19 protein-coding genes are annotated in these 22,398 nt (G+C 38.3%); 9 read left to right on the plus strand and 10 right to left on the minus strand.

The window, feature by feature from the left end:
• Positions 1-191: 191 nt before the first annotated feature.
• The 4 genes from ilvD to ilvG all read right to left on the minus strand — a co-directional run bounded on the left by ilvD (position 192) and on the right by ilvG (position 5,276).
• A complete protein-coding gene (ilvD, locus tag KO502_RS14465; RefSeq protein WP_216023274.1) occupies positions 192-2,051 on the minus strand; it encodes a dihydroxy-acid dehydratase in 1,860 nt (619 codons plus the stop codon).
• 241 nt (positions 2,052-2,292) lie between these two features.
• Positions 2,293-3,219, minus strand: a complete 927-nt coding sequence (locus KO502_RS14470; RefSeq protein ID WP_216023275.1) for a branched-chain amino acid transaminase — start codon at positions 3,217-3,219, stop codon at positions 2,293-2,295.
• 115 nt (positions 3,220-3,334) lie between these two features.
• Positions 3,335-3,610 (minus strand): acetolactate synthase 2 small subunit, encoded by a 276-nt coding sequence (gene ilvM, locus KO502_RS14475; protein WP_216023276.1) that lies wholly within the window; start codon positions 3,608-3,610, stop codon positions 3,335-3,337.
• Between the two features lies 1 nt (position 3,611).
• Positions 3,612-5,276 carry an acetolactate synthase 2 catalytic subunit gene (ilvG, locus tag KO502_RS14480; protein ID WP_216023277.1) on the minus strand — a complete coding sequence of 555 codons (1,665 nt, stop codon included), beginning with the start codon at positions 5,274-5,276 and terminating at the stop codon, positions 3,612-3,614.
• Positions 5,277-5,719: 443 nt separating this feature from the next.
• Here ilvG and KO502_RS14485 point away from each other — a divergent pair, with 443 nt between their 5' ends.
• Positions 5,720-7,240, plus strand: a complete 1,521-nt coding sequence (locus KO502_RS14485) for a YifB family Mg chelatase-like AAA ATPase (protein ID WP_216023278.1) — start codon at positions 5,720-5,722, stop codon at positions 7,238-7,240.
• A gap of 209 nt (positions 7,241-7,449) precedes the next feature.
• Here KO502_RS14485 and KO502_RS14490 read toward each other — a convergent pair whose 3' ends face one another.
• Entirely contained in the window at positions 7,450-8,328 is an 879-nt protein-coding gene (locus KO502_RS14490) for a LysR family transcriptional regulator (RefSeq protein ID WP_216023279.1), read from the minus strand.
• 129 nt (positions 8,329-8,457) lie between these two features.
• Between KO502_RS14490 and KO502_RS14495 the strand changes: the two genes are divergently transcribed.
• The 3 genes from KO502_RS14495 (at position 8,458) to KO502_RS14505 (ending at position 10,606) form a co-directional block, all read left to right on the plus strand.
• The gene (locus tag KO502_RS14495; RefSeq protein ID WP_216023280.1) at positions 8,458-9,180 is read left to right on the plus strand and encodes an outer membrane beta-barrel protein; all 723 of its coding nucleotides are present in this window, start codon (positions 8,458-8,460) and stop codon (positions 9,178-9,180) included.
• 69 nt (positions 9,181-9,249) lie between these two features.
• Positions 9,250-10,020, plus strand: a complete 771-nt coding sequence (locus tag KO502_RS14500; protein ID WP_216023281.1) for a siderophore-interacting protein — start codon at positions 9,250-9,252, stop codon at positions 10,018-10,020.
• Between the two features lie 97 nt (positions 10,021-10,117).
• Positions 10,118-10,606 carry a nuclear transport factor 2 family protein gene (locus tag KO502_RS14505; RefSeq protein WP_216023282.1) on the plus strand — a complete coding sequence of 163 codons (489 nt, stop codon included), beginning with the start codon at positions 10,118-10,120 and terminating at the stop codon, positions 10,604-10,606.
• Between the two features lie 311 nt (positions 10,607-10,917).
• Here the strand turns inward: KO502_RS14505 and ilvY are convergent, their stop codons facing one another.
• A complete protein-coding gene (ilvY, locus tag KO502_RS14510) occupies positions 10,918-11,796 on the minus strand; it encodes an HTH-type transcriptional activator IlvY (protein WP_216023283.1) in 879 nt (292 codons plus the stop codon).
• 263 nt (positions 11,797-12,059) lie between these two features.
• On the opposite strand from ilvY, the gene ilvC reads away from it, so the two are divergent.
• On the plus strand, positions 12,060-13,541 hold the full coding sequence (gene ilvC / locus KO502_RS14515) for a ketol-acid reductoisomerase (RefSeq protein WP_216023284.1): 1,482 nt from the start codon (positions 12,060-12,062) through the stop codon (positions 13,539-13,541).
• Between the two features lie 137 nt (positions 13,542-13,678).
• Complete coding sequence (locus KO502_RS14520; protein ID WP_216023285.1) at positions 13,679-13,993, plus strand: pyrimidine/purine nucleoside phosphorylase; 315 nt, start codon at positions 13,679-13,681, stop codon at positions 13,991-13,993.
• Between the two features lie 195 nt (positions 13,994-14,188).
• On the opposite strand, the gene KO502_RS14525 is transcribed toward KO502_RS14520, so the two are convergent.
• The 3 genes from KO502_RS14525 to proB all read right to left on the minus strand — a co-directional run bounded on the left by KO502_RS14525 (position 14,189) and on the right by proB (position 18,749).
• Positions 14,189-15,337 carry a PQQ-dependent sugar dehydrogenase gene (locus KO502_RS14525; protein ID WP_216023286.1) on the minus strand — a complete coding sequence of 383 codons (1,149 nt, stop codon included), beginning with the start codon at positions 15,335-15,337 and terminating at the stop codon, positions 14,189-14,191.
• Positions 15,338-15,689: 352 nt separating this feature from the next.
• Positions 15,690-17,453 carry a lysophospholipid acyltransferase family protein gene (locus KO502_RS14530; RefSeq protein ID WP_216023287.1) on the minus strand — a complete coding sequence of 588 codons (1,764 nt, stop codon included), beginning with the start codon at positions 17,451-17,453 and terminating at the stop codon, positions 15,690-15,692.
• A gap of 513 nt (positions 17,454-17,966) precedes the next feature.
• Entirely contained in the window at positions 17,967-18,749 is a 783-nt protein-coding gene (gene proB / locus KO502_RS14535; protein WP_216023288.1) for a glutamate 5-kinase, read from the minus strand.
• A 746-nt stretch (positions 18,750-19,495) separates the two neighbouring features.
• Between proB and KO502_RS14540 the strand changes: the two genes are divergently transcribed.
• The 3 genes from KO502_RS14540 to KO502_RS14550 all read left to right on the plus strand — a co-directional run bounded on the left by KO502_RS14540 (position 19,496) and on the right by KO502_RS14550 (position 21,794).
• Positions 19,496-20,464, plus strand: a complete 969-nt coding sequence (locus KO502_RS14540) for a slipin family protein (protein ID WP_216023289.1) — start codon at positions 19,496-19,498, stop codon at positions 20,462-20,464.
• A 16-nt stretch (positions 20,465-20,480) separates the two neighbouring features.
• On the plus strand, positions 20,481-20,951 hold the full coding sequence (locus tag KO502_RS14545) for an NfeD family protein (protein WP_216023290.1): 471 nt from the start codon (positions 20,481-20,483) through the stop codon (positions 20,949-20,951).
• A 543-nt stretch (positions 20,952-21,494) separates the two neighbouring features.
• Positions 21,495-21,794, plus strand: coding sequence for a hypothetical protein (locus KO502_RS14550; RefSeq protein WP_216023291.1), 300 nt, complete (start codon positions 21,495-21,497; stop codon positions 21,792-21,794).
• Between the two features lie 75 nt (positions 21,795-21,869).
• Here the strand turns inward: KO502_RS14550 and KO502_RS14555 are convergent, their stop codons facing one another.
• Complete coding sequence (locus KO502_RS14555) at positions 21,870-22,358, minus strand: GNAT family N-acetyltransferase (RefSeq protein ID WP_216023292.1); 489 nt, start codon at positions 22,356-22,358, stop codon at positions 21,870-21,872.
• Positions 22,359-22,398 lie beyond the last annotated feature (40 nt).

The following is a 22,398-nucleotide window of genomic DNA, read 5'->3' on the forward strand; positions in this document are numbered from 1 at the left end:
CATCAATACATCAAGCAGTAAGCGCTATTGTATTTTCGTCATTCCCGAAGTTACTTGTCGGGAATCCATAACTTTTGAAGAGCTTTAAAACTAATCTTCAATACCATCAAGTAAATCACGGTTACGAACGGCACCTTTGTCCGCACTTGTTGCTCTTTAGCATTATTGCGCGTAGTTTTTATATGTTAAAACTAATCTTCAATACCATCAAGTAAATCACGGTTACGAACAGCACCTTTGTCCGCACTTGTTGCCAACATAGCGTAGTTCTTTAATGCGTAGCTAATTGGGCGAACACGGTTAGCAGGTTTCCAAGCGTCTTTACCTTTCGCTTCCATCGCTGCTTTACGTGTCGCTAATTCTTCATCACTCACTTGTAAAGTAATTTCACGCGTTGGAATATCAATATGGATAATATCGCCTTGCTCAACAAGAGCAATAGTACCGCCACTGCCCGCTTCAGGAGACACGTGACCAATTGATAAACCTGAAGTACCACCAGAGAAACGACCGTCAGTTAATAAAGCACAAGCTTTACCTAAACCCATAGATTTTAAGTAGGTAGTTGGGTAAAGCATTTCTTGCATACCTGGACCACCTTTAGGGCCTTCGTAACGAATAACTACTACTTCGCCAGCAACTACTTTACCGTCAAGAATACCCGCTACTGCGTCGTCTTGACTTTCAAAAATATGTGCAGGACCAGTAAATGTTAAGTTATCGTCATCTACACCAGCAGTTTTAACTACACAGCCATCAACAGCAATGTTGCCTGAAAGTACAGCTAAACCGCCTTCAAGAGAGAAAGCATTATCAATGCTACGAATACAACCGTTAGCTCTGTCATCATCTAATGTGTCCCAACGACAATCTTGGCTAAATGCTTTAGTGGTACGAATACCTGCAGGGCCTGCTCGGTAGAACTTTTTAACTTCTTCGTCATCAGTTAGTGTGATGTCGTATTTGGCGATAACATCAGCTAACGTTGTACCTAATATGTTTGGAACGCTTGTGGTAAGTAAGTTAGCACGTGCTAATTCACCTAAAATAGATATAACACCACCAGCGCGATGCACGTCTTCCATATGATATTCAGGAGTAGACGGTGCAACTTTACATAATTGCGGAACCAGACGTGATAACTTGTCCATGTCGTCCATGGTGTAATCAATTTCAGCTTCTTGCGCGATAGCAAGTAAATGTAAGATGGTATTTGTAGAACCACCCATAGCAATATCTAAACACATGGCATTGTGTAAGGCATCTTTACATGCGATGTTACGAGGTAATGCAGAGTCGTCATTGTCTTGGTAGTAACGTTTTGTTAACTCAACAATTTGTTTACCCGCTTTTAAAAATAACTCTTCGCGATCGGCGTGAGTTGCTAGCATTGAACCGTTACCAGGCAAGGCTAAACCAAGCGCTTCTGCTAAACAGTTCATTGAGTTAGCAGTAAACATGCCTGAACATGAGCCACAAGTAGGACAAGCAGAGCGTTCAATGTTGTCGCTGTCTTCATCACTTACTGTTGGATCGGCACCTTTGATCATGGCATCAACTAAATCAAGTTTAATGATGTTTTTAGAAAGCGTTGTTTTACCTGCTTCCATTGGGCCACCTGAAACAAAAATTACAGGGATATTAAGGCGCATTGCAGCCATCATCATACCTGGAGTAATTTTGTCACAATTTGAAATACAAACCATGGCATCAGCACAGTGAGCATTTACCATGTATTCAACTGAATCGGCAATTAAGTCGCGTGATGGTAAGCTGTAAAGCATACCTGAGTGACCCATAGCAATACCGTCATCTACGGCGATAGTGTTAAATTCTTTAGCTACACCACCGGCTTCTTCAATGGCGCCAGCAACTAATTGACCCATGTCTTTTAAATGTACGTGACCTGGAACAAATTGCGTAAACGAGTTAACTACAGCGACAATTGGTTTGCCAAAATCGCCGTCTGTCATGCCTGTTGCGCGCCATAAAGCACGAGCGCCTGCCATGTTACGGCCTTGAGTGGAAGTTGCAGATCTTAATTTAGGCATGATGTTGAGTCCCGTTTGAAATTTGAGAGGTGAATTAAATTTTAAAGCCCAATTAATGAGCATTATTTCATCGTAAAACGTACAGAGTATAGTTTTTAAATTAGAACTTAGTCTCTGTTTTTATTTTTGTACTTCTTGATCTAACAGCCTTAACTAATAGGCTAGTATTTTGACGCTAGAACAAGGCAGGAGCGCGGAGCCTATGGCACTCCTAACGAAGAACTAGTGTTCAAAAGGCAGTCTATTCTACTGACTCCAACCAGCCCCATTTGTCTTCGGTGCTACCGTCAAAAATACCAAAGAAAGCTTCTTGTAGTTTCTTGGTAATTGGACCACGAGAGCCTGAGCCTACAGGTAAACCGTCTACCGTTTTAACAGGAACAATTTCAGTTGCAGTGCCTGTCATGAAAAACTCATCAGCAATGTATAACGCGTCACGAGCAATGGCTTCTTCGCGTACTTCGTAACCTAAATCAGCTGCTAAGGTCATTACCACATCACGTGTTAAGCCAGTTAGTATAGACGCTGAACTTGGTGGCGTATAAATAACACCTTTACGTACTAAAAATAAGTTTTGACCTGCGCCTTCACTTACCATGTTATTTACGTCTAATGCGATACCTTCAGTGTAACCGTGGCGAGCCGCTTCAGTAGAAATTAATTGTGATGATAAGTAGTTACCACCGGCTTTTGCTGCAGTAGGCATAGTGTTTGGTGCTAAACGATTCCAGCTAGAAACGCCAACATCAACGCCGTCTTCAATCGCTTCAGCGCCTAAGTAAGCTTCCCAACTAAAGGCTGCAATCATAGCGTCAGCAATGGCATCTGCAGGTGGACGTAAGCCCATACCTATATCACCTAAGAAAAATAACGGACGTAAGTAAGCTGATTTTAAGCCATTTTTAACAACAGAATCTTTACAGGCTTGAATGATCTCTTCTTGCGTGTAAGGAATGTTCATGCGGTAAATTTTAGCAGAATTGAAAAGACGCTCAATGTGTTCTTCTAAACGGAAAATACATGTACCTTTATGAGTTTCATAAGCACGAATACCTTCAAATACTGAAGAGCCGTAATGAAGTGCGTGACTCATTACGTGTACAGTAGCGTTTTGCCACGGCATTAATTCACCGTTAAACCAAATTAAGTCTGCGTTTACTTTTGCCATTTTCTTTTCCTAGTTGTGTTCTTTTTCAGTTTAGCTTCTCGGTGCATAAGCCCAAAAAGCTAGAGTAAAGCAGAACGAATTTATTTTAATACGAATTATATTAGGGTAATAAGCGTTATATTGAAGCAGCAACTAGCTCTTCACTATTGTCAACTTCAACGCCTTTGATATCGATTAATTTATTTATTTGATCGACTAATAAGCTGATAGGGCGTTCGCTACTAACACTTAACGTAATAGTACCGATATTGTTGCCGGTATTTACTTCAGCATGCATACCGTTGATTAAGAAGCCCCGGTAACGAGTGACTTGTAGAATTCTTTCTAACACCACTTGTCTATCATCAACCATAATGATTAATTTGTACTTATTTAGTGTGGTAGGTTTCATCTTAAACACTCTCCATCATTTTGTCGTTTGCAGTATTTGGCGGTACTAATGGCCAAACATTTTCTGCGGCATCAATTTTTACTTGTAATAAGTACGGACCTTCGTGATCAAGCATTTCTTCAACAGCAGCGTCTATTTCATGCTTTTTGCTGATTTCTTTTGCGGTAATATCAAAAGATCTGGCTAACATAAGGAAGTCAGGGTTATCTGATAAATCTGTTTCGCTTAAGCGACCTTCAAAGAATAAATCTTGCCATTGACGAACCATACCTAATTTTGCGTTATCAATAAGCAAAATTTTCACCGGTATTTGGTAACGTTTTATGGTGGCTAATTCTTGAATATTCATCATGATTGAGCCGTCACCTGATACCACAATAACGGTATCGTGTGGACGTGATATTTGTGCACCAATTGCTGCAGGTAAACCAAAGCCCATGGTGCCCATGCCGCCACTGGTTAAAAAGTTACTTGGATCATCAAAAGCCATGTGTTGCGCAGCCCACATTTGATGTTGACCAACATCAGTAGTAACACAAGTATTTGTAGGCATTTTGTCGCTAATTGCTTTTAACACAGCAGGTGCGTAAATATTTTCACCTGGGTGATCATAACGCCATGCGCAATCAATTTTGTTTTGCTTTAATTTTTCTTGCCAAGGAGCAATATCTAATGTGCTAGATAATTGTGGTAAGTTAGCTTTTAAGTCACCTAAAATGGCAACATCAGCTTTACGGCGTTTGTTAATTTCAGCGGTATCAATGTCAAAGTGAATTACTTTAGCGTGCGGAGCAAACTCATCAAGCTTACCTGTTACTCGGTCATCAAAACGAGCACCAACTACTACTAATAAATCACTTTCTTGTACTGCCATGTTAGCGGCTTTAGTACCGTGCATACCTAACATGCCTAGGTAATTTTCATTATCTGGGTTTATAGCGCCTAAACCTTTTAAGGTTGAAACACATGGCATACCTGTTTTGTTAGCAAAATCGCGAACTTCATCAATAGCGTTAGCCATACCTACACCACCACCTACGTATAAAATAGGTTGTTTAGCTGTAGTTAAAAGCTCAAGGGCATTGCCAATATCAGCTAATGGTAACTGTACTTTGTTTTCTAAATGAGAAAGTTTGTCAAAGCGCGCAGTAACTTCTGCTAATTGTATATCTTTTGGAATATCAACAAGTACAGGACCTTGACGACCTTCTAAAGCAATTTCAAAAGCTTGGTAAAGTACTTTTTCTAAATCATCAATATCGGTAACTTGGAAAGAATGCTTAGTACAGGCAAGTGATAAACCAAAAATATCAATTTCTTGGAAAGCATCACTACCCATAGCACCAGTAGGTACTTGACCTGTTATAGCAACTACAGGAATAGAATCAGCTAGGGCATCAGCAAGGCCAGTAATCAAGTTTGTTGCACCAGGACCAGAGGTAGCTAAACACACACCTACAGTATCAGCAGCACGTGCGTAACCAACGGCTGAAAATGCAGCACCTTGTTCGTGACGGCATAAAAAGTGTTTTACATCGCTATGATACAAAGCGTCATAAATTGGCATAATGGCACCACCCGGGTAGCCAAAGACGTGTTTTACGCCATGCTCTTGTAATACTTCAAATAATAATGCGCCGCCTGTTAGCGTTTTGCTTTCGGTCATGATGATTCCAATTTTTATCTTGTTAATTTCAGTATTTTCAGTATTTTTTGCTTTGCACTACATAACTCAAAAGTGCTAAAACGAAAACCCTCGGTTCTTGCGAAGCGAGGGCTTATTTTTTGATTGAATGCTTTCTTTAGTTCAACAAAACCCTCGAGATGATCTAATTATCACCACGACGAGAAGTTTTACTATAATAATGTTGAATCGATGCATTTCATTGTCTTATATGTATTAAGTTGGCTGAATAAATTTATAAATTCAGCATTGTTTGTCTATTGTTTTAATGCCTATAGCTTAGCCAAAGAGTTATTTTGGCGGCTCATATAATAGTCAAGCCCGCGCATTATAGCTTTTTTTTGCAGCAGACGACAAGGGCTAATAAAGCCAATTAATAATATTTGAACTACACTGAAAACAGGAATCATTAAAATGGAATTTTTATGTCACTTTCTTGCGTATATAGCAGAGCCCGAATAGGGCTTGAATCCCCTCTTGTAACCGTTGAAGTGCATCTTGCTAATGGCTTACCAGCGTTTAATATTGTCGGTTTACCTGAAGCCTCGGTGAAAGAATCAAAAGATAGAGTACGTAGTGCAATAATCAATTGTGGCTATGAGTTCCCCGCAAAGCGAATAACTATAAACCTTGCTCCTGCAGATTTACCTAAAGAAGGAGGTCGTTTTGACTTGCCTATTGCCGTAGGCATTCTTGCTGCGTCAGAGCAATTACCACCAGTTGATTTATCAAAATATGAATTTGCAGGTGAGCTTGCTTTATCGGGGGAACTACGTGCCATTGTTGGTGAAATACCTGTGGCTATTGCCAGTTGTCAAGATGAACGAACCTTGATTATTCCGATGCAAAATATTGAACAAGCGAGTTGGGTTAAACAAGCTAAAATTCACGGTGTTAATCATTTAACGCAATTATTTGCACATTTTGCAGGACAACAAGTTTTACCTTTAGTGACTGAGCAAGTCGTTACAGAAGAAACGATTGAAAAAACACTCGATATTAGTGATGTCATGGGGCAACCACTGGCCAAACGAGCTTTAGAAATAACTGCCTCTGGCGGTCATAATTTACTATTTATCGGTCCGCCAGGTACTGGCAAGACTATGCTAGCTAGTCGGTTAGCCGGTATTTTACCTGCAATGACAGAAGAAGAAGCATTACAGGTTGCGGCTATTCAATCTATTAGTAATCAAGATATCTCGCGTAGTACTTGGTTTACTCGGCCTTTTCGGGCGCCACATCATACTGCTTCTTCAGCAGCACTTGTCGGTGGTGGTAGCCAACCAAAACCAGGGGAAATAACGTTAGCACATAATGGTGTACTTTTTCTTGATGAACTGCCTGAATTCGAGAGAAAAGTATTAGATGTGTTGCGTGAGCCAATGGAGTCAGGCGAAGTGACTATTTCACGAGCGTTGCAAAAACAGTGTTTTCCTGCGCGGTTTCAATTAATAGCCGCAATGAACCCAAGCCCTACGGGTTTTTACAATGATAACCGTAGTACGCCAGAGCAAGTGTTACGTTACTTAAATCGATTGTCAGGACCTTTTCTCGATCGAATTGATATTCAAATTGAAGTGGCAAGATTACCGCGCGGTACTTGGGCTGAGACTAACCAAGAAAATGAAACTAGTGCGACTGTGCAAAAGCGAGTACGAGCCTGTCGAGATATTCAATTACAGCGCCAGGGTAAGGCTAACGCCCATATTGGTAGTCGTGAATTAAAACAATTTTGCGCGTTAACAGCTGAAGATAACGAATTTCTAGAATTAGCAGTAGAGAAGCTTGGTTTATCAACCCGCGCCCATCATAAGATATTAAAAATAGCGCGCACCTTAGCTGATATGGAAGCAGTGCAAGATATATCGAACAAGCATATTGTAGAGGCGTTATCTTATCGTGCTATGGATAGAATATTGCGACACTTAACCAGTGCTGTGGCGTAGGGTATAAGAGATACTTTCAATCTCAAAGCCTGATAATAAGTTAAAGATCTAGACTCCCTTTATCGCTTTGGCCGTAGGCAGTTAAGCTAGAACATTAGTCCTGCGTTGCGATACTTGATAAAGGAATAACCATTATCTTCATAACGCATCTTGCTCTGATATCCTAGTTTAGCTCTGAATCTGCACTTTGATGTTTGACGGGTATAGAGTTAGCAATGCTCTGCTAAATATCTTACCAACAGTAAGGTTAGATTCTCGCGGCGGGACTTATTCGGCCATACGGCGTAATAACCTAAAGACTTAAGTTTCCACTCCGGTAGTACATTTACTAATTCTCCTGTTTCAATATCATCGGCAACAATATGCTCAGGTACGTAAGCTAACCCTAAACCTTGTTTAGCAAAATTAGCCAAGGCGTCGGCACTATTTACACTAAAGCGAGTATTTTCTGCTATTGATACTTTTTCACCCGTGGCAGATTCAAACTCAACAGAACTTGAACGTATATCAAACTTTATCCAATCCCAACTTAACAGATCATTTGGATGTGTCGGCGTATCTCGAGTGTCCAAATAGGTTTTGCTTGCCACCAACAAGCGTTGGCCTTCAAATAGTTTACGAGCCATCATAGTACTGTCTTGCAGCCAACCGACTCGAATACTGATGTCTATGCCTTCATTGAGTATGTCTACTATATGATCACTAAAAGTTAACGATAATGAGACTTTAGGATATAACTTAGCAAATTCAGCAATAGCCGTTGAAATGCTGGAAGATGTAAGAAAAACCGGCAGTGACACGCGCAAAGCACCCATATGTTGTTGCGAAAGCGCATTTAATTCGTTTAAACCCGCCTCGGCGTTCCTTAGCACTTCTACCACATGACCATAAAATTTACGCCCCTCGTTAGTCAGAACCAGTTTACGTGTTGTTCTGTATAACAAAGTCACACCTAAATACTGTTCAAGATCGGCCACCGTTTGGCTAGTGCGAGATGGCGCTAAATCCAATGTCTTCGCCGCTCTTCGAAAAGAGCCTTCATCTACTACCCTAGCAAACACTGCCATATGTCGTAAGTAATTTATCATTGTTCTGTTTTTAAGAATTATAAAATCAAATTATTACATATATTAAAGGTAATGGCGAAGAGATATTATTATCTCGACTTCAAGGAAACCTCCTCTTGAGACAACAACATATACAACAGGATAAATAAAATGAATAACACTAAAAAAACACTTGCTCTAAGTATCGTATTAGCACTAACTGCGCCTTCATTAGCACATGCAGAAGGTTTTTATGCCACGGGTCAGTTGGGTGTCACTCAACAAATAAATGATTCTGAAGCTTACGGTAATAACATAGCAGTAGACCCTGACTTCCCTGCAGAATTTGATGCCGATGACGGTACTGTAGGCAGCATAGGTGTGGGCTATATTATCAATAATCAATTCCGTGTTGAAGGTCGCATTGGTTATCGTGAAAGTAGCTTTAATCAACAAAGAATTGGTACTGGTGCAAGAGATGGCGAAGAATACATTTTAAAAGGCGAGATAGAAAGTTATACCTATACCATAGAAGGCTTTTACGATTTTACTAATAGCACAGCTTTTACCCCTTATTTAAAAGCGGGCCTGGGCATAGCCGATAATAGCTATTCTGCTAAATTGGGAGGCGCAGGTGTAGCCGATTTTGATGCGTTTGATGGTGCTGCAGATGGTTTTTATGATGCTTATACTGATGGCGACTCAACAGAGTTTTCTTGGAACTTAGGTTTCGGTGTGAATTATGAGCTAACAGAAAACGCTTCAATTTACGGTGAATACCAATACACCTCTTTGGGTGATGTTATGACCGGGCAAGACTCATTCACTGACGGTTTCATGATTGATGATTTATCAACTAATGAATTATCAATCGGTGTTCGTGTAAGCTTTTAATATAAAAACTTGAGGTAAGTCATAGTACCTACCTCAACATTACCTCTATACAAATATTTGGAGAGCCTTATGAAAAAACCAGCACCTTTACAACTAACTGTTGAAAATTCAACACAAGTCACTCCAAACATGCAACGCATACTATTAAAAGGTGATGAGCTTGCTAACTTCCCAGATGGCTGTGAAGGTAGTTATATAAAGCTTTTATTCAATAAAGAAGGAGGCGTGGATTTAAGTAAGTTACCACAAGGCGAGCGGCCGATAATGCGTACTTATACTATAAGACGCTTTTCAGCTGCAAAGTGCACGATTGAAGTAGATTTTGTGCGCCACCTCAGTGATGACTTAACCAGTGGTTTTGCCACGCGATGGGCGATCTCTGCGAAAGTGGGCGAAGCAGTAAATATTGCCGGTCCCGGTAGTATAAAAGAAATTAACATAGAGGCAGATTGGTTTTTAATGGTAGCAGATATGACAGCACTTCCGGCTTTGTCAGCGAAGATCCGTCAGCTACCAACTGAGGCCAAAGGTTATGCAGTGATACAAGTTACTGAGAAAGTAGATGTTCAACAGATTGATGTACCAGAAAATATACAAGTTATCTGGATAACTAACCAAGAGTCACTAGCCACTAAAGTGAAAGCATTAATTTGGTTAAGTGGCACAGTATCAATTTGGACAGCCTGCGAGTTTGACGCTATGCGTGAATTACGCAGTTACTTTCAAAATGACAAACAAGTGGACCGTGAACATATCTATATTAGTAGTTATTGGAAAAACGGCGTAACCGAAGATGGGCATAAAGTACTTAAGCAACAAGATGCTCAGCAAAGTCAGTAGCTAAGCTGGATATTAATTGCCAATGATCTAGCTGAGCATAACAACATATAACCAAACCTAAATTTTAAACCTTTAAATAAACAAAGAGAAATTCAACATGAAAAATAAACTAATTTTAACCTTAGTCGTAATCGGTAGCTTAATTGTTTCAGTAGCACAGGCCAAAGATATAGAAAAAGGCACACTTGCAACAGCACAAGCTTTTTTAGAAGCAGCGGGCTCAGGTAATGGCGAAGTATTAAACAACCTCATGACAGATGACTTTGTGTGGCATAATGAAGGCGACAAGTCTGTTCCTTGGATTGGTCCATGGAAAGGCAAAGACGTTGTTTTCAAAACATTCATGCCAGCATTTGGTGCAGGTCTAAAAGTTACTAGCTGGACAACTGATTACAGCTTCGAAAATGGAGAACAAGCTGTGTTCATGGGTACTATGAGCGCTATTGCCACCAATACGGGCGTTGATACTGGCAAGTTTACTTGGGCTGTTCGAGTACATGTGGTTGATGGCAAAGTAAAAAGCTGGAATTGGATGGAAGATAGCTATGCAATATCTCAGGCATATCATGCTCCTCAAGCAAAATAGTACAACTTACTCATTGTATAAAATAAGATAAGGCAAAATCCGAAAGAGACAATATGTTTAATATTATCTTTCGGATTTTTTTAGTACAACTACACAATACTTCTCATTGTTGCTCACATTACGCAGAACACTTACCGTTAGAATAATTACGTTTAAAGTAAACATTATAGGATTACTAACAAGTTCCGGCCTACGAGTACATATAGTATTAACCAAGTTGGCATTAAGCTTGTCTTTCTCACGTTTTCTTGGTGGGAGTTCAGTGGTTTATTGTTTTTAAGATAAATTGTTTTTAAGATAATACTTAAGCACTAGTCAATCGCACTAAAAAACGCTTTAATCAATGGTTGCGACTTTGATTGATTTAAACAACAGACACTTAGTTCAAAGGTGTCTACTTCACCCACGTCGATTAGGTTTTGTACGCGATCTTTTACTGGGCTATTATCAACCACAACTTGAGGAACAACACCTACACCACAGCCTAATGCGACCATGCTTACTAAAGCCTCATGCCCAGATACTGTGGCGTATATATTGGCTTTGCCTTGTTGCTTTTTACGATACCATAATTCAAAGCGTTTACGTGAGGCACCATAATCAGGCAATATAATTGGGATTTCAGACCATGAAATGACTTTTTCACTCAATTGTTGTTGTACCTTACATTTCATTATTGGCGCAATAACCGCAAGGTTAATGGTATCAAGGTGATGAAAATAAACACTGCGTGGTAAATGCTCAGGGGTGGCTGCAATCGCAAAATCTACCGACTGATTTTGCACTTTTTCAAGGGCGTCTGACGCATCACCTGTAGTGAGCATAATTTCTACTGATGGATGCCTAGCTCTGAAACGTTCTAATAACGGCGGTAAATGGCTATAAGCGGCAGTAACAGAACAATAAATATGTAATTTACCGGTTAATGCAGACTGCTTCTGATTGAGTGATTGTTTGAAACTCTGCCATTGCTCTAGTTGTTGTTCAGCGTATATTTTGAATTTTTTACCGGCATCAGTTAACACTACAGTTCGGTTATCGCGATGTAATAGATCGCCGCCTACTTCCCCTTCAAGCCTTTGTATTGCTCGACTTAGTGTAGAAGGGCTAATGTGATATGCCTCTGCCGTTTTACCAAAATGTAAGCTTTGACTTAAATGAGCGAACATCGCCAGTGCTTTTTGATCCATATCTTCTATACTCTTTTGCCGAAGTGCTAAAACAGGTAAAATTATTGTTTTGTATAATTCATTGCAACATTTGTCGTTGCAATATTTGCAATGTAGTTGTGCGAATATATCACTTTATGCAATGACATGGCTAGCGTATCATGCTGCCATCGTCAGAAAACTGGCTAAATAAAATACAAGTTGGTGAGTTTTTAACGGCTATTTATAGCGGCTAATAACTTGGTAACTATCAAACACTAAGTACATACATTATAGGAATACTCATGAGTAATTATTTTAACACGTTAAGTTTACGTGAAAAATTAGGTCAATTAGGCAAGTGTCGTTTCATGGATCGTGCAGAGTTCGCTGACGGTTGTAACTTCATCAAAGATTGGAACATTGTAATCGTTGGTTGTGGTGCTCAAGGTTTAAACCAAGGTTTAAACATGCGTGATTCTGGCTTAAACATTTCTTATGCTTTACGTGATGCAGCAATCGCTGAGAAACGTCAATCATGGCAGTGGGCTACTGAGAATGGTTTCACAGTAGGTAACTACGCTGAACTTATCCCTCAAGCTGACCTAGTATTAAACCTTACGCCTGATAAGCAACATACTTCAGCAGTTAACGCTGTTATGCCGTTAATGAAAAAAGGTTCAACTTTAGCTTATTCTCACGGTTTCAACATCGTTGAAGAAGGCATGCAAATTCGTGAAGATATCACGGTTGTAATGGTTGCGCCTAAGTGTCCAGGTACTGAAGTACGTGAAGAATACAAACGTGGTTTTGGTGTTCCTACATTAATCGCTGTTCACCCTGAGAACGATCCTCAAGGTAACGGTTTAGCAATCGCTAAAGCATACGCAAGTGCTACAGGTGGTGACAGAGCTGGTGTTCTTGAATCATCTTTCATCGCAGAAGTTAAGTCTGACCTTATGGGTGAGCAAACTATCCTTTGTGGTATGTTACAAACTGCTGCTGTTTTAGGTCACAAGCAATTAGTTGCTCAAGGTATGGACGCAGCTTACGCGCGTAAATTACTACAGTACGGTATCGAAACTACTACTGAAGGCTTAAAGCACGGCGGCATCACTAACATGATGGACCGTTTATCAAACCCTGCTAAAATCAAAGCGTTTGATATGTCTTTAGAGCTTAAAGAAATTTTACGTCCTTTATTCCAAAAGCACATGGACGACATCATTGAAGGTCGTTTCTCTGCAACTATGATGGAAGATTGGGCTAACGACGACGCTAACTTATTAAAATGGCGTGAAGAAACAGCTGAAAGTTCTTTCGAGAAAGCAGCTGATTGTGACACTGAAATCTCTGAGCAAGAGTACTACGACAAAGGTATCTTTGTAGTTGCTATGATCAAAGCGGGTGTTGAACTTGCTTTTGACGCTATGGTTGATTCAGGTATCATCGAAGAGTCTGCGTACTACGAGTCACTTCACGAAACACCATTAATCGCTAACACTATCGCGCGTAACAAATTATACGAAATGAACGTAGTAATTTCTGATACTGCTGAGTACGGTAACTACTTATTTACACACGCGGCACAACCTTTACTAGCAGATTACGCAGCTAACTTAACATTAGAAGAGTTAGGTGAAGGCCTTAAAGAAACTTCAAATAACGTTGATAACGCTCGTTTAATTGAAGTTAACGAAGCAATTCGTTCACACGGCGTTGAAGTAATTGGTAAAGAGTTACGTGGTTACATGACAGACATGAAAAAAATTGCGAGTGCAAAATAATTCATTTTTTGAATTTTTTTCTAAGTAATTTTTTCTATAAATAAACTTATAAAAAGCGGCATTTGAATATTATCGGATGTCGCTTTTTTATTTTAAATTTTTTATCATAATTTTATAACCTCAATAAGGATGACACTATGTCTGATTTTAACGAAGTAAGTATTAACCGCGCAGCAAACGTATATTTTGACGGTAAAGTAGTAAGCCGTACTATCACTTTTAAAGATGGTAGTTTTAAAACGTTAGGTGTTATGCAAGCGGGCGATTACCGTTTCGATACTAAAGAAGCTGAATTAATGGAAATTACAGCAGGTGACTGTGAAGTTTTACTTAAAGACGCAACTGAGTGGTTAACAATTAAAGGCGGCGAGTCTTTCAACGTTGATGCTAACAGCTACTTCGACATTAAAGCAAAAACTATTATCGATTACTGTTGTACATACATCGATTAATTATAAATTAAACCGTGACCTAAGCTTTAGTGCTTAATATTGTGATTTAACTTATATGAACTAAAAAAGAGGAAACAAAGGTAACTTTGTTTCCTCTTTTTTGATTAAAATAAACACTTAAAAGATATTTATGAAAGAATAATTCGGCTATATTCAGCAAGAAACTCAGAAGTATCACGTAACATGTTAGGTACCCTAAAGGTCAGTCTCTACACGTAATATACCCTTCCCATCAACACCAACATAAATATAACCATCGTTGCCTTGAATAATGCTTCTCACCCTACCACCGATATCAGCTAATAATTTTGTTTGTTTTACTACTTTGCCTTTATCAATGTCTAATAAGACTACATGGGTAAACTTCATTGAACCGAGTAATACTTTACCTTGCCATTGTGGGTATTTATCACTGGTAATATAGGTCATGCCAGAAGGGGCAATAGACGGATCCCAATAGAGCTTAGGTTGCTCCATACCTGCTTTTTCAGTGATATCGGTAAAGGAAGTGCCGTTGTAATTTATCCCGTAACTAATAACAGGCCAGCCGTAATTTTTACCAGATTCAATTAGGTTTACTTCATCGCCGCCTTGAGGGCCGTGTTCATGTGACCATATTTGTTTAGTGTCACCAAATGTTATTAACCCTTGAGGATTACGATGACCGTAAGAATAAATGGCTTGTTTAGCGCTTTTTTGGTTATAAAATGGATTGTCTTTAGGGATAGAGCCATCAAGATTTAAACGGTAAATTTTACCACCATCACGGGTAATATCTTGTGGGTTTTTATCGCGATTACCGCGATCACCAATGGAGAAATAAATATGCTCACCCGAGAAAGTTATTCTGCCGCCGTAGTGATTACCTTTATCTGAATTTTCCTCGCCTTTATATAGCACTTTTTGTTCAGTAAGCTTATGGTTTTTAGTGTCTAGCTTGGCGAGCATTAACGCAGTATTACTGCCAGAGCCATTACCTGCTTTACTGGCGTAAGTGAAGTAAATTAAGTTATTCGCTGCAAAGTCAGGATGCAGGGCAATATCAAGTAATCCCCCTTGTCCATTTGCGTGTATCTCAGGTAAGCCTGTTATTTCTATTGATGTTTTTCCTTCTGTTTTATCTGCAGAAAGTAACCATAACTTACCTTCGCGTTCAGTGGCTAACATGCGACCATCGGGTAACTGTGTCATACCCCAAGGAATAATGATATCAGGCCAAAGCAGCTGTGTTTTATAAGATGTTTTATCTTCAAGTATTGTTATGGAATCAGTTTGAGCACAGCTAGTAGTTGTGATAGCAAAAACGCTTATCGCCACTAATAACGTGGCCTGGCGAAAGTTCATAGGTTTTCCTTTAGTATAGTCAATTAAAGTATAATAGGTTAAAGCGCTTAATTAGTTTAACACTAATATAACTTAATTTATCGCTAATGCAATGTTAATGGTTAATAGTTAACATTTAATAGTAAAGGGGATTTTTTGGTATATGAACCCTAGATAAATAATGTTAAGAATAAGCAACAGACTAAATTAGCAATCAGTATTCGTTAACATATTAGTTAACCTGAGATCGGTTTAATACATCTTTCTCTAGCAGCTATTTTCTCTACTTTCATCGTTAAATTTTACGAAGGCAATTAAAAAAACTATTAAGCTAGAGGCTTAGCTAAATTGTATTGTTAAATACTTCAATAGATTAAGTAATAAGTTGTTGATTTATCTTCCTTCCAGGAAAATATTTATCACTCTTCTTTTGTAAAACATTATACGAGTCAACCATTACTAACCCGTCTATACAGTTATTAAAAAGTGGATCTATATTAAATGCACAGTAGTTTACGTGTTCAGGATCGCATAATTCAGTGTATTGTTTTAGTAAAGTAGGTACCGCCATATTGAATAACTTCACATGACTTTTAAGCAGTTTGAAACCTTCTTTATGATCTAAACCGGCAAACTGTTCAGTTAAATCTTGAAGAACAGCGTCAGTAAATAATAATGGTAACTTGGCTTGAGCCAAGTTATAAAACTTAGCATTATCTTTACTACCATAATACTTGAGATAGTAAAAAACTAACCATTGATGTAGTTCTTTTTTGTAATCAGCACTAATAGATACAGGGCCAAATAAGTAACGTAATTCAGGAAATTTAATCAAATAAGCGCCAATGGCATTCCATAAATAATCAAGACTGCGCTTTCCGCGATACTTAGGTTGCACAAAGCTACGACCCATTTCTAAACCTTGTGGTTTAATTTTTTTGATATTTTCTTGGTAATTAAATAAGGTACTGCTGTAAAGCTTATCAATAGCAATATCTTTAGTTGGTACTACGCGATATGCGCCGACAATTTCTAGTTGTTTTGGATCCCACAAAATAATGTGGTGATAATAATTATCGTACTCGTCGGTATCTATTCTACAGCCTGTGCCTTCGCCAACTGTTCTAAATGATAGCTCGCGTAAACGACCAATTTCATTTAATAAACGAGTGTCTTTAGCATTGGTGAGTAAATACGATTCTTTACCATCATCAGTGCTACTTAATCTTTCACATTGTGCTAACTCGGCAAGTAAGTGCTGACGTTGTTGTGGTGCAGCAATTGGCTTTTCTGTTTCAAACACTAAAGCTTGATTACCGCCGCCTTTATTTTTTTTACGACTGTTTAAGGTGTAAACGTGTTTTCTAAATAACTGTGCGCTCACGGGTAAGTTAGTCGGTAATTTATCTATTTGGCTAAAAGGAATGATTTCGCCAATAGTCATTGGTACGGTGATTTTAGTGGTTCTGAACATCTCTTTAACCAAAAGTAAAACACTCATTGGCTTTGAAAGTAATGACAAACCATAGAAAAATTTAGAGTTTTTCCCTCCTACATAAATAGGCAAAATTGGCGATTGTGTTTTTTTAGCAATACGTAAAAAACCTGTACGCCAATGATTATCTTTTATGCCATCTAATCGCCAACGGGAAACCTCTCCAGCAGGAAAAAATATTACAGCTTCTTCGGTATTTAAACTCTGTTCTATGGCTTGATATTGCTCTTTTTTGGCTCTACCTTTCATATTATCGACAGGTAAAAAATAACTTTCTAGTGGTTCTATATTAGAGAGAATTTCATTAGCGACTATTTTGATATCAGAACGAACTTGGCTAACCATTTTAAGTAATGCTATGCCATCTAAAGAGCCTAACGGGTGATTTGCTATAATAACTACACGGCCAGATGTAGGTATATTTTCAAGCTCCCAGTTATTAACTAAAAAACTTAAACCTAAGCGCTGCATAACATGATCGAGAAAGTTGCTAGCACCAAGGTGCGCATGATCATTTAAAAAGGTATTAATTTCCTCTTCATGAAGTAATTTTTTGCAAACGGTACGTACTGTTTTTTCAAGTTTTGGACTTTGTTGTAACGTAGGTAATTGTTCATTCAATATTGAGTCGACGTTTATCATTGTTTGTCCTTTGGGGCGTGTATATACCCGCTCCACTTGAAGATGCAGGATTCAGCTGGAATTAGAAACGCTTTAGGCAAGGCATTGATTGTAGAGAATGGTTGTTCATTCACAAGATCAATAACGCAGCATAAAGTGTTTCTAAACCAGCCCTTGGGGAAGCCTGAGCAAATCATACTCTGCGTTACATTTCTTTATAAGGGAATAACCCTTAATAAAAAAATGTGCCTTGATTATGAATCGCTCAGACTTCCTGAAACGAGCATCTTCAGGTGGAACGGGTATATAGCCACCCTATATTCGTTATAGTTATTATTGAATTTTTAACGAATATTGAACTGCTTAAATGACAAAAAGATGACTAAATTGTGACCAGGTTATTACAGGGTTATAATTGTATTTGATAAAAACAAGGCAAAAAAAAGCTGTAAACGATAAAGTATCGTTTACAGCTTTTAAAATTAAAAACGTTAACAGTAACTAACGCTTTGCAACTTAACTCACAATTTTTTGTTAATCTGCTTTCTTGTTTTTGTTGAGTGGCTCAAACAAAGTACCTAATTGATGGTTGTCGTGCAGTAAAAACGATTCAGCAGAAGTTAAATCAAAGCCATTACATAACAACATACTTTTGCCTTTTTTTAATAAAAAGTCAGCAGCTTTTAACTTAGTAACAATACCACCGGTAGCAAACGGATCATTAGGTGTAGAGTCATCTAATAATGCTTCAGGTGGTATTTCATTTATCGTTTTGAATATTTTCGCGTCATCGTGTTCATGCGGGTTTTTATCGTAATAGCCATCAATGTCACTTAAAATCATTAATAACTCAGCGCGTGTTGCCACGGTAACGTTGGCTGATAATTGATCATTATCACCAAATAATTGCTCTGGTGTTGATGAAATATCGTTTTCATTCACAATAGGAATGATATCGTTATTTAAATGTGCATCAATGATTTCTTGGAACATTTTTGTTCTTTTACGCGAGTCAAAATCATCTTCGGTTAGTAATATTTGCGCAGTGTCTATTTCGTAGATATCAAATTTTTTCTTATATGATGTCATCAAAATTGGTTGTCCTGCAGCCGCTAATGCGCGCTTACCGATAAGTTTACGCTTATCAAGTTTTAATGCAGAGTAACCCGCAGCAACAGCGCCTGAAGTAACTAATATTACTTTATATTTTTGACGTAAATTAGCGATCAAAGTCACTAAATTTAACATTCTTTCTTTCGCGATACGGTTTTTTTCAGTTAAAACCGCGCTTCCTACTTTAATTACTATTCTTTTCATATTCTTCTTAAATCAATTAATGAGAGGGGGATGATTACTACCTAAAACTCTATGTTAAGTACTTAACAGTTTCTAATAATTTATCAAGGTTGATGCTATTTAGTTTAGTGCTATTTAGCTTACTCACCATTTAAAATAACTAGCTATACGTAAAAATTGCATAGCTATTCATAAATATTAAAGAGTCCACCTAAAAGGTGTACTACCAATAATAGCATTTTTAAGGCCTTTTATACACCGCTGACTAATTTTTGTATTTGTTACCTCTAAGTTAGCGTATTTTTATGACAATAAAACAGTATATTTATGACTGCTTTCGCATAAAATCATTACTTTATTTTTGTAGCAAAAATAACGATAAGATAGAGTTAATTCTCTACTAAGGACGTTGTAGTAAATATAAATAACTTGCTTTGCCGCTTGTACTCATTTACTTTAATTTTTCATTTAGGGAATTAATATACCCATTACACTTGAAGGTGCAGGTTCAGAGCTAAGCTAGGATATCAGGCCAAGGCGCGTTATACAGATAATGGTTTTCCCTTATCAAGTATCGCAACGCAGGACAGATGTTCTAGCTTAGCTCCCTACGGGCAAGGCGATAAAGGGTCATCTACGGCGTTATTGATTTAGAAAATAGAATAACTATTCTCTTCACTCAATGCCTTGTACCTGACTCTTTTCGACTTGCTGAAATCAGCATCTTGAAGTGTGATGGGTATACATAACACAAGGAATACAACTCTATGCCTTTATTTGAAAATCTTATATCAAGCCCTACACTTTGGGTCACTATTGTCATCTTGTACACCTTAAAAAAAGGTATACATTTTGTGCCACAAAACCGTGGTTATGTAATTTATACTTTAGGTAAATACAGTAAAACATTGTCTGCAGGTTTAAACTTTATTATCCCTTTTGTGCAATCTGTTGCGGCGGATAGAAACCTTAAAGAACAATCGTTAGAAATTATGTCTCAATCGGCCATCACCAAAGATAATATTACCTTAGATATTGATGGTATTTTATTTATGAAAGTAACCGATGCGTCGGCAGCAACTAACAATATTACAGACTACAAAATGTCAGTGACACAACTAGCCATGACAACTATGCGTAACGCTATTGGTTCAATGGAGTTAGATGAATGCTTTCAAAATCGTGACTTAATTAATGCGCAAATTTTAGGTGCAATGACTGAAGCGACAGCACCTTGGGGCGTTATGGTGACACGTTACGAAATTAAAGACATTACGCCGCCACAAAGTATTCGTGAAGATATGGAAAAACAAATGACCGCTGAGCGAGAAAAACGCTCGGTTATTTTAACGGCTGAAGGTGTTAAAACAGCGGCAATTACTCAAGCTGAAGGTCAAAAGCAAGCACGTGTTCTTGATGCTGAAGCAGCAAAAGCCGAACAAGTATTAGCGGCTGAAGCGTCTAAAGAATCACAAATTTTAACAGCAGCAGGTAAAGCTGAAGCCATACGCTTAGTTGCGATTGCTGATGCCGATGCGTTAGAAGTAGTGGGTAAAGCAGCTAATACAGAGCAAGGTCAATCGGCTGTTACATTAACTTTAGCGCAAAATGCAATTACAGCTCATCAAGCTATTGCTAAAGAAGGCACCTTAGTACTCACTGACGGTAAAACAGGCGATAATATTGCCAATACCGTAGCACAGGCCATTGCCGTTTCAAGTAGTTTAAAGGCTTAATCATTAAGAGATAAATATGCAGAACTTTTTAGAAAACCATCAACTAATTTGGTATGCCATTGCGGGTTTAAGCTTAGTGATCGAGTTAGGAATAATGGGCTTAAGCGGTCCGTTACTATTCTTTGCTATAGCGAGTGCTGTTACCGGTATTTTAGTTAATATAGGGCTGATTAATGGCTGGCCAAGCGAAATATTAGTGGTTGGTATTTTATCTGCAGTTATTACCTTAATACTGTGGAAGCCATTAAAAAAAATGCAGCAGTTAAGTAGTAAAACCGATGAGTCTAGCGACATGATCGGTTTGAAAGTACCTGCAAGTAGCGAGATTACTGCAACTGCAGGGACTATTCGTTATTCAGGAGTTGACTGGCAAGCGCGTTTAGCTGATGACATTGATGGTGAGGTCATTAGCGAAGCTATTAGTGACAAGAGCCAATGTGTGATTGTTGCTGTTTCTGGTACTACTATGCTAGTTAAGGCGCTATAATCTTTACAAAATAAGCGGCTAAAAAATTTATAGCGTTTATAAAAGTTAAAAAGCGATGTTATTGCACTTAAAATAGGTGCGGTAACATCGCTTTTTGTGTTATAGGTCTTTAATTGGTGCCTCAACTCACTTAATACTAGCGACTTTTCCGTACCACCTATTATAAAAATAACATCTGACTGACACTGTGCTTGCCCTAGCTATAAACTGACCTAAAATAGTGTGGAGTCATGATGTAGTGGTCAGATGTCCTTCTATCAGAATAAACAGTTTATACCTTGTTACCATTAAAGATGCATGTTTCAGAGCGCTTGAGCGATTTCAATTCAAGGCGCTGTGATGAAGGAATGGCTATTCCCTTTTAATTCCCACTGAAATCGAGCACTTTAAATGGTAACGGGTATATGTTTGCTAGGTAGTGAAATAAATTATAATTCTGCTTTGAAAATTGACTTTGGCCTTTTTTTATTCTTATATAATGTGTATATAAATTCAGGGTAGAAACCTTTAAAGACATTTTTAGAATAATATTTGAGGATCATAATGGAAAAATATAACTACATTAACTTATCGCAATCTATTGGTGAAAATATGCTAATAAAAGATGATGCAGGTAACAGGGTGGAGCTTGTTATTGCTGAAGTTAATAAAGGAGTGTTAGATGGTGAAGAGTGGGATTCGTTTTCTGTTATTTATAGTGCAGCTCCAGGTGTGACCATCCCGCAAGGTACATACACTTTTTGTCATGAAAAAATTGGTGAAGTCAGTTTGTTCACTACTCCAAATTCGGCCACGGAATATGAAACAGTCGTTACAAGAAAACGAGAAACTACTGAAGCATAATTAACAAGATTATTGTTGCGGATAATTATGTAAGTATCTTTTTGGTAAGTGTAATTAAGGATGATAAAATTGATGTTAAGGGATCCACTCCATCAACAAATACACCTCGTTAGTTTGTGTCTTAAGCACAAATCCCAAGCGCTCATAAAGTCGCTTTGCGGGGTTATTTTTTTCAACATGGATAGTGACAGATTTCCCCATTTCTCTTGCTTGCTTAAACAATTTTTGAAACAAGTAACTACCCAGCCCATTATTGCGGTGTTCGGGAGCCAAAGCAATGTCTACAATACGAATTTCATTCTCCCAGTAGTCAACAAAAAGTCGCCCTACCGCTTCACCGTCCTGTTCAATGATATTGAAATAATCGCTACAGTAATGCTGATGATAATGCGTAAATTGCGCGTTAAATTGTTGCTCAACAAACATGTGTTTTTCTTGTTCAGAAAAGTTGGTCATAGCCAGTTCACTTGCCCGAGTCGCAGCATAAAGCGATAACATGAAAGGTATATCGCTTTGCGTGCTTTTGCGGAGTGAAATAGTGTTATCCCAATTATTTAATGACATATAGTTATATGTTTACGTTATTAAATGATGGGTAAATTGT

The sequence above is a fragment of the Colwellia sp. E2M01 genome (genome assembly GCF_018860585.1).
Taxonomy (GTDB): domain Bacteria; phylum Pseudomonadota; class Gammaproteobacteria; order Enterobacterales; family Alteromonadaceae; genus Colwellia.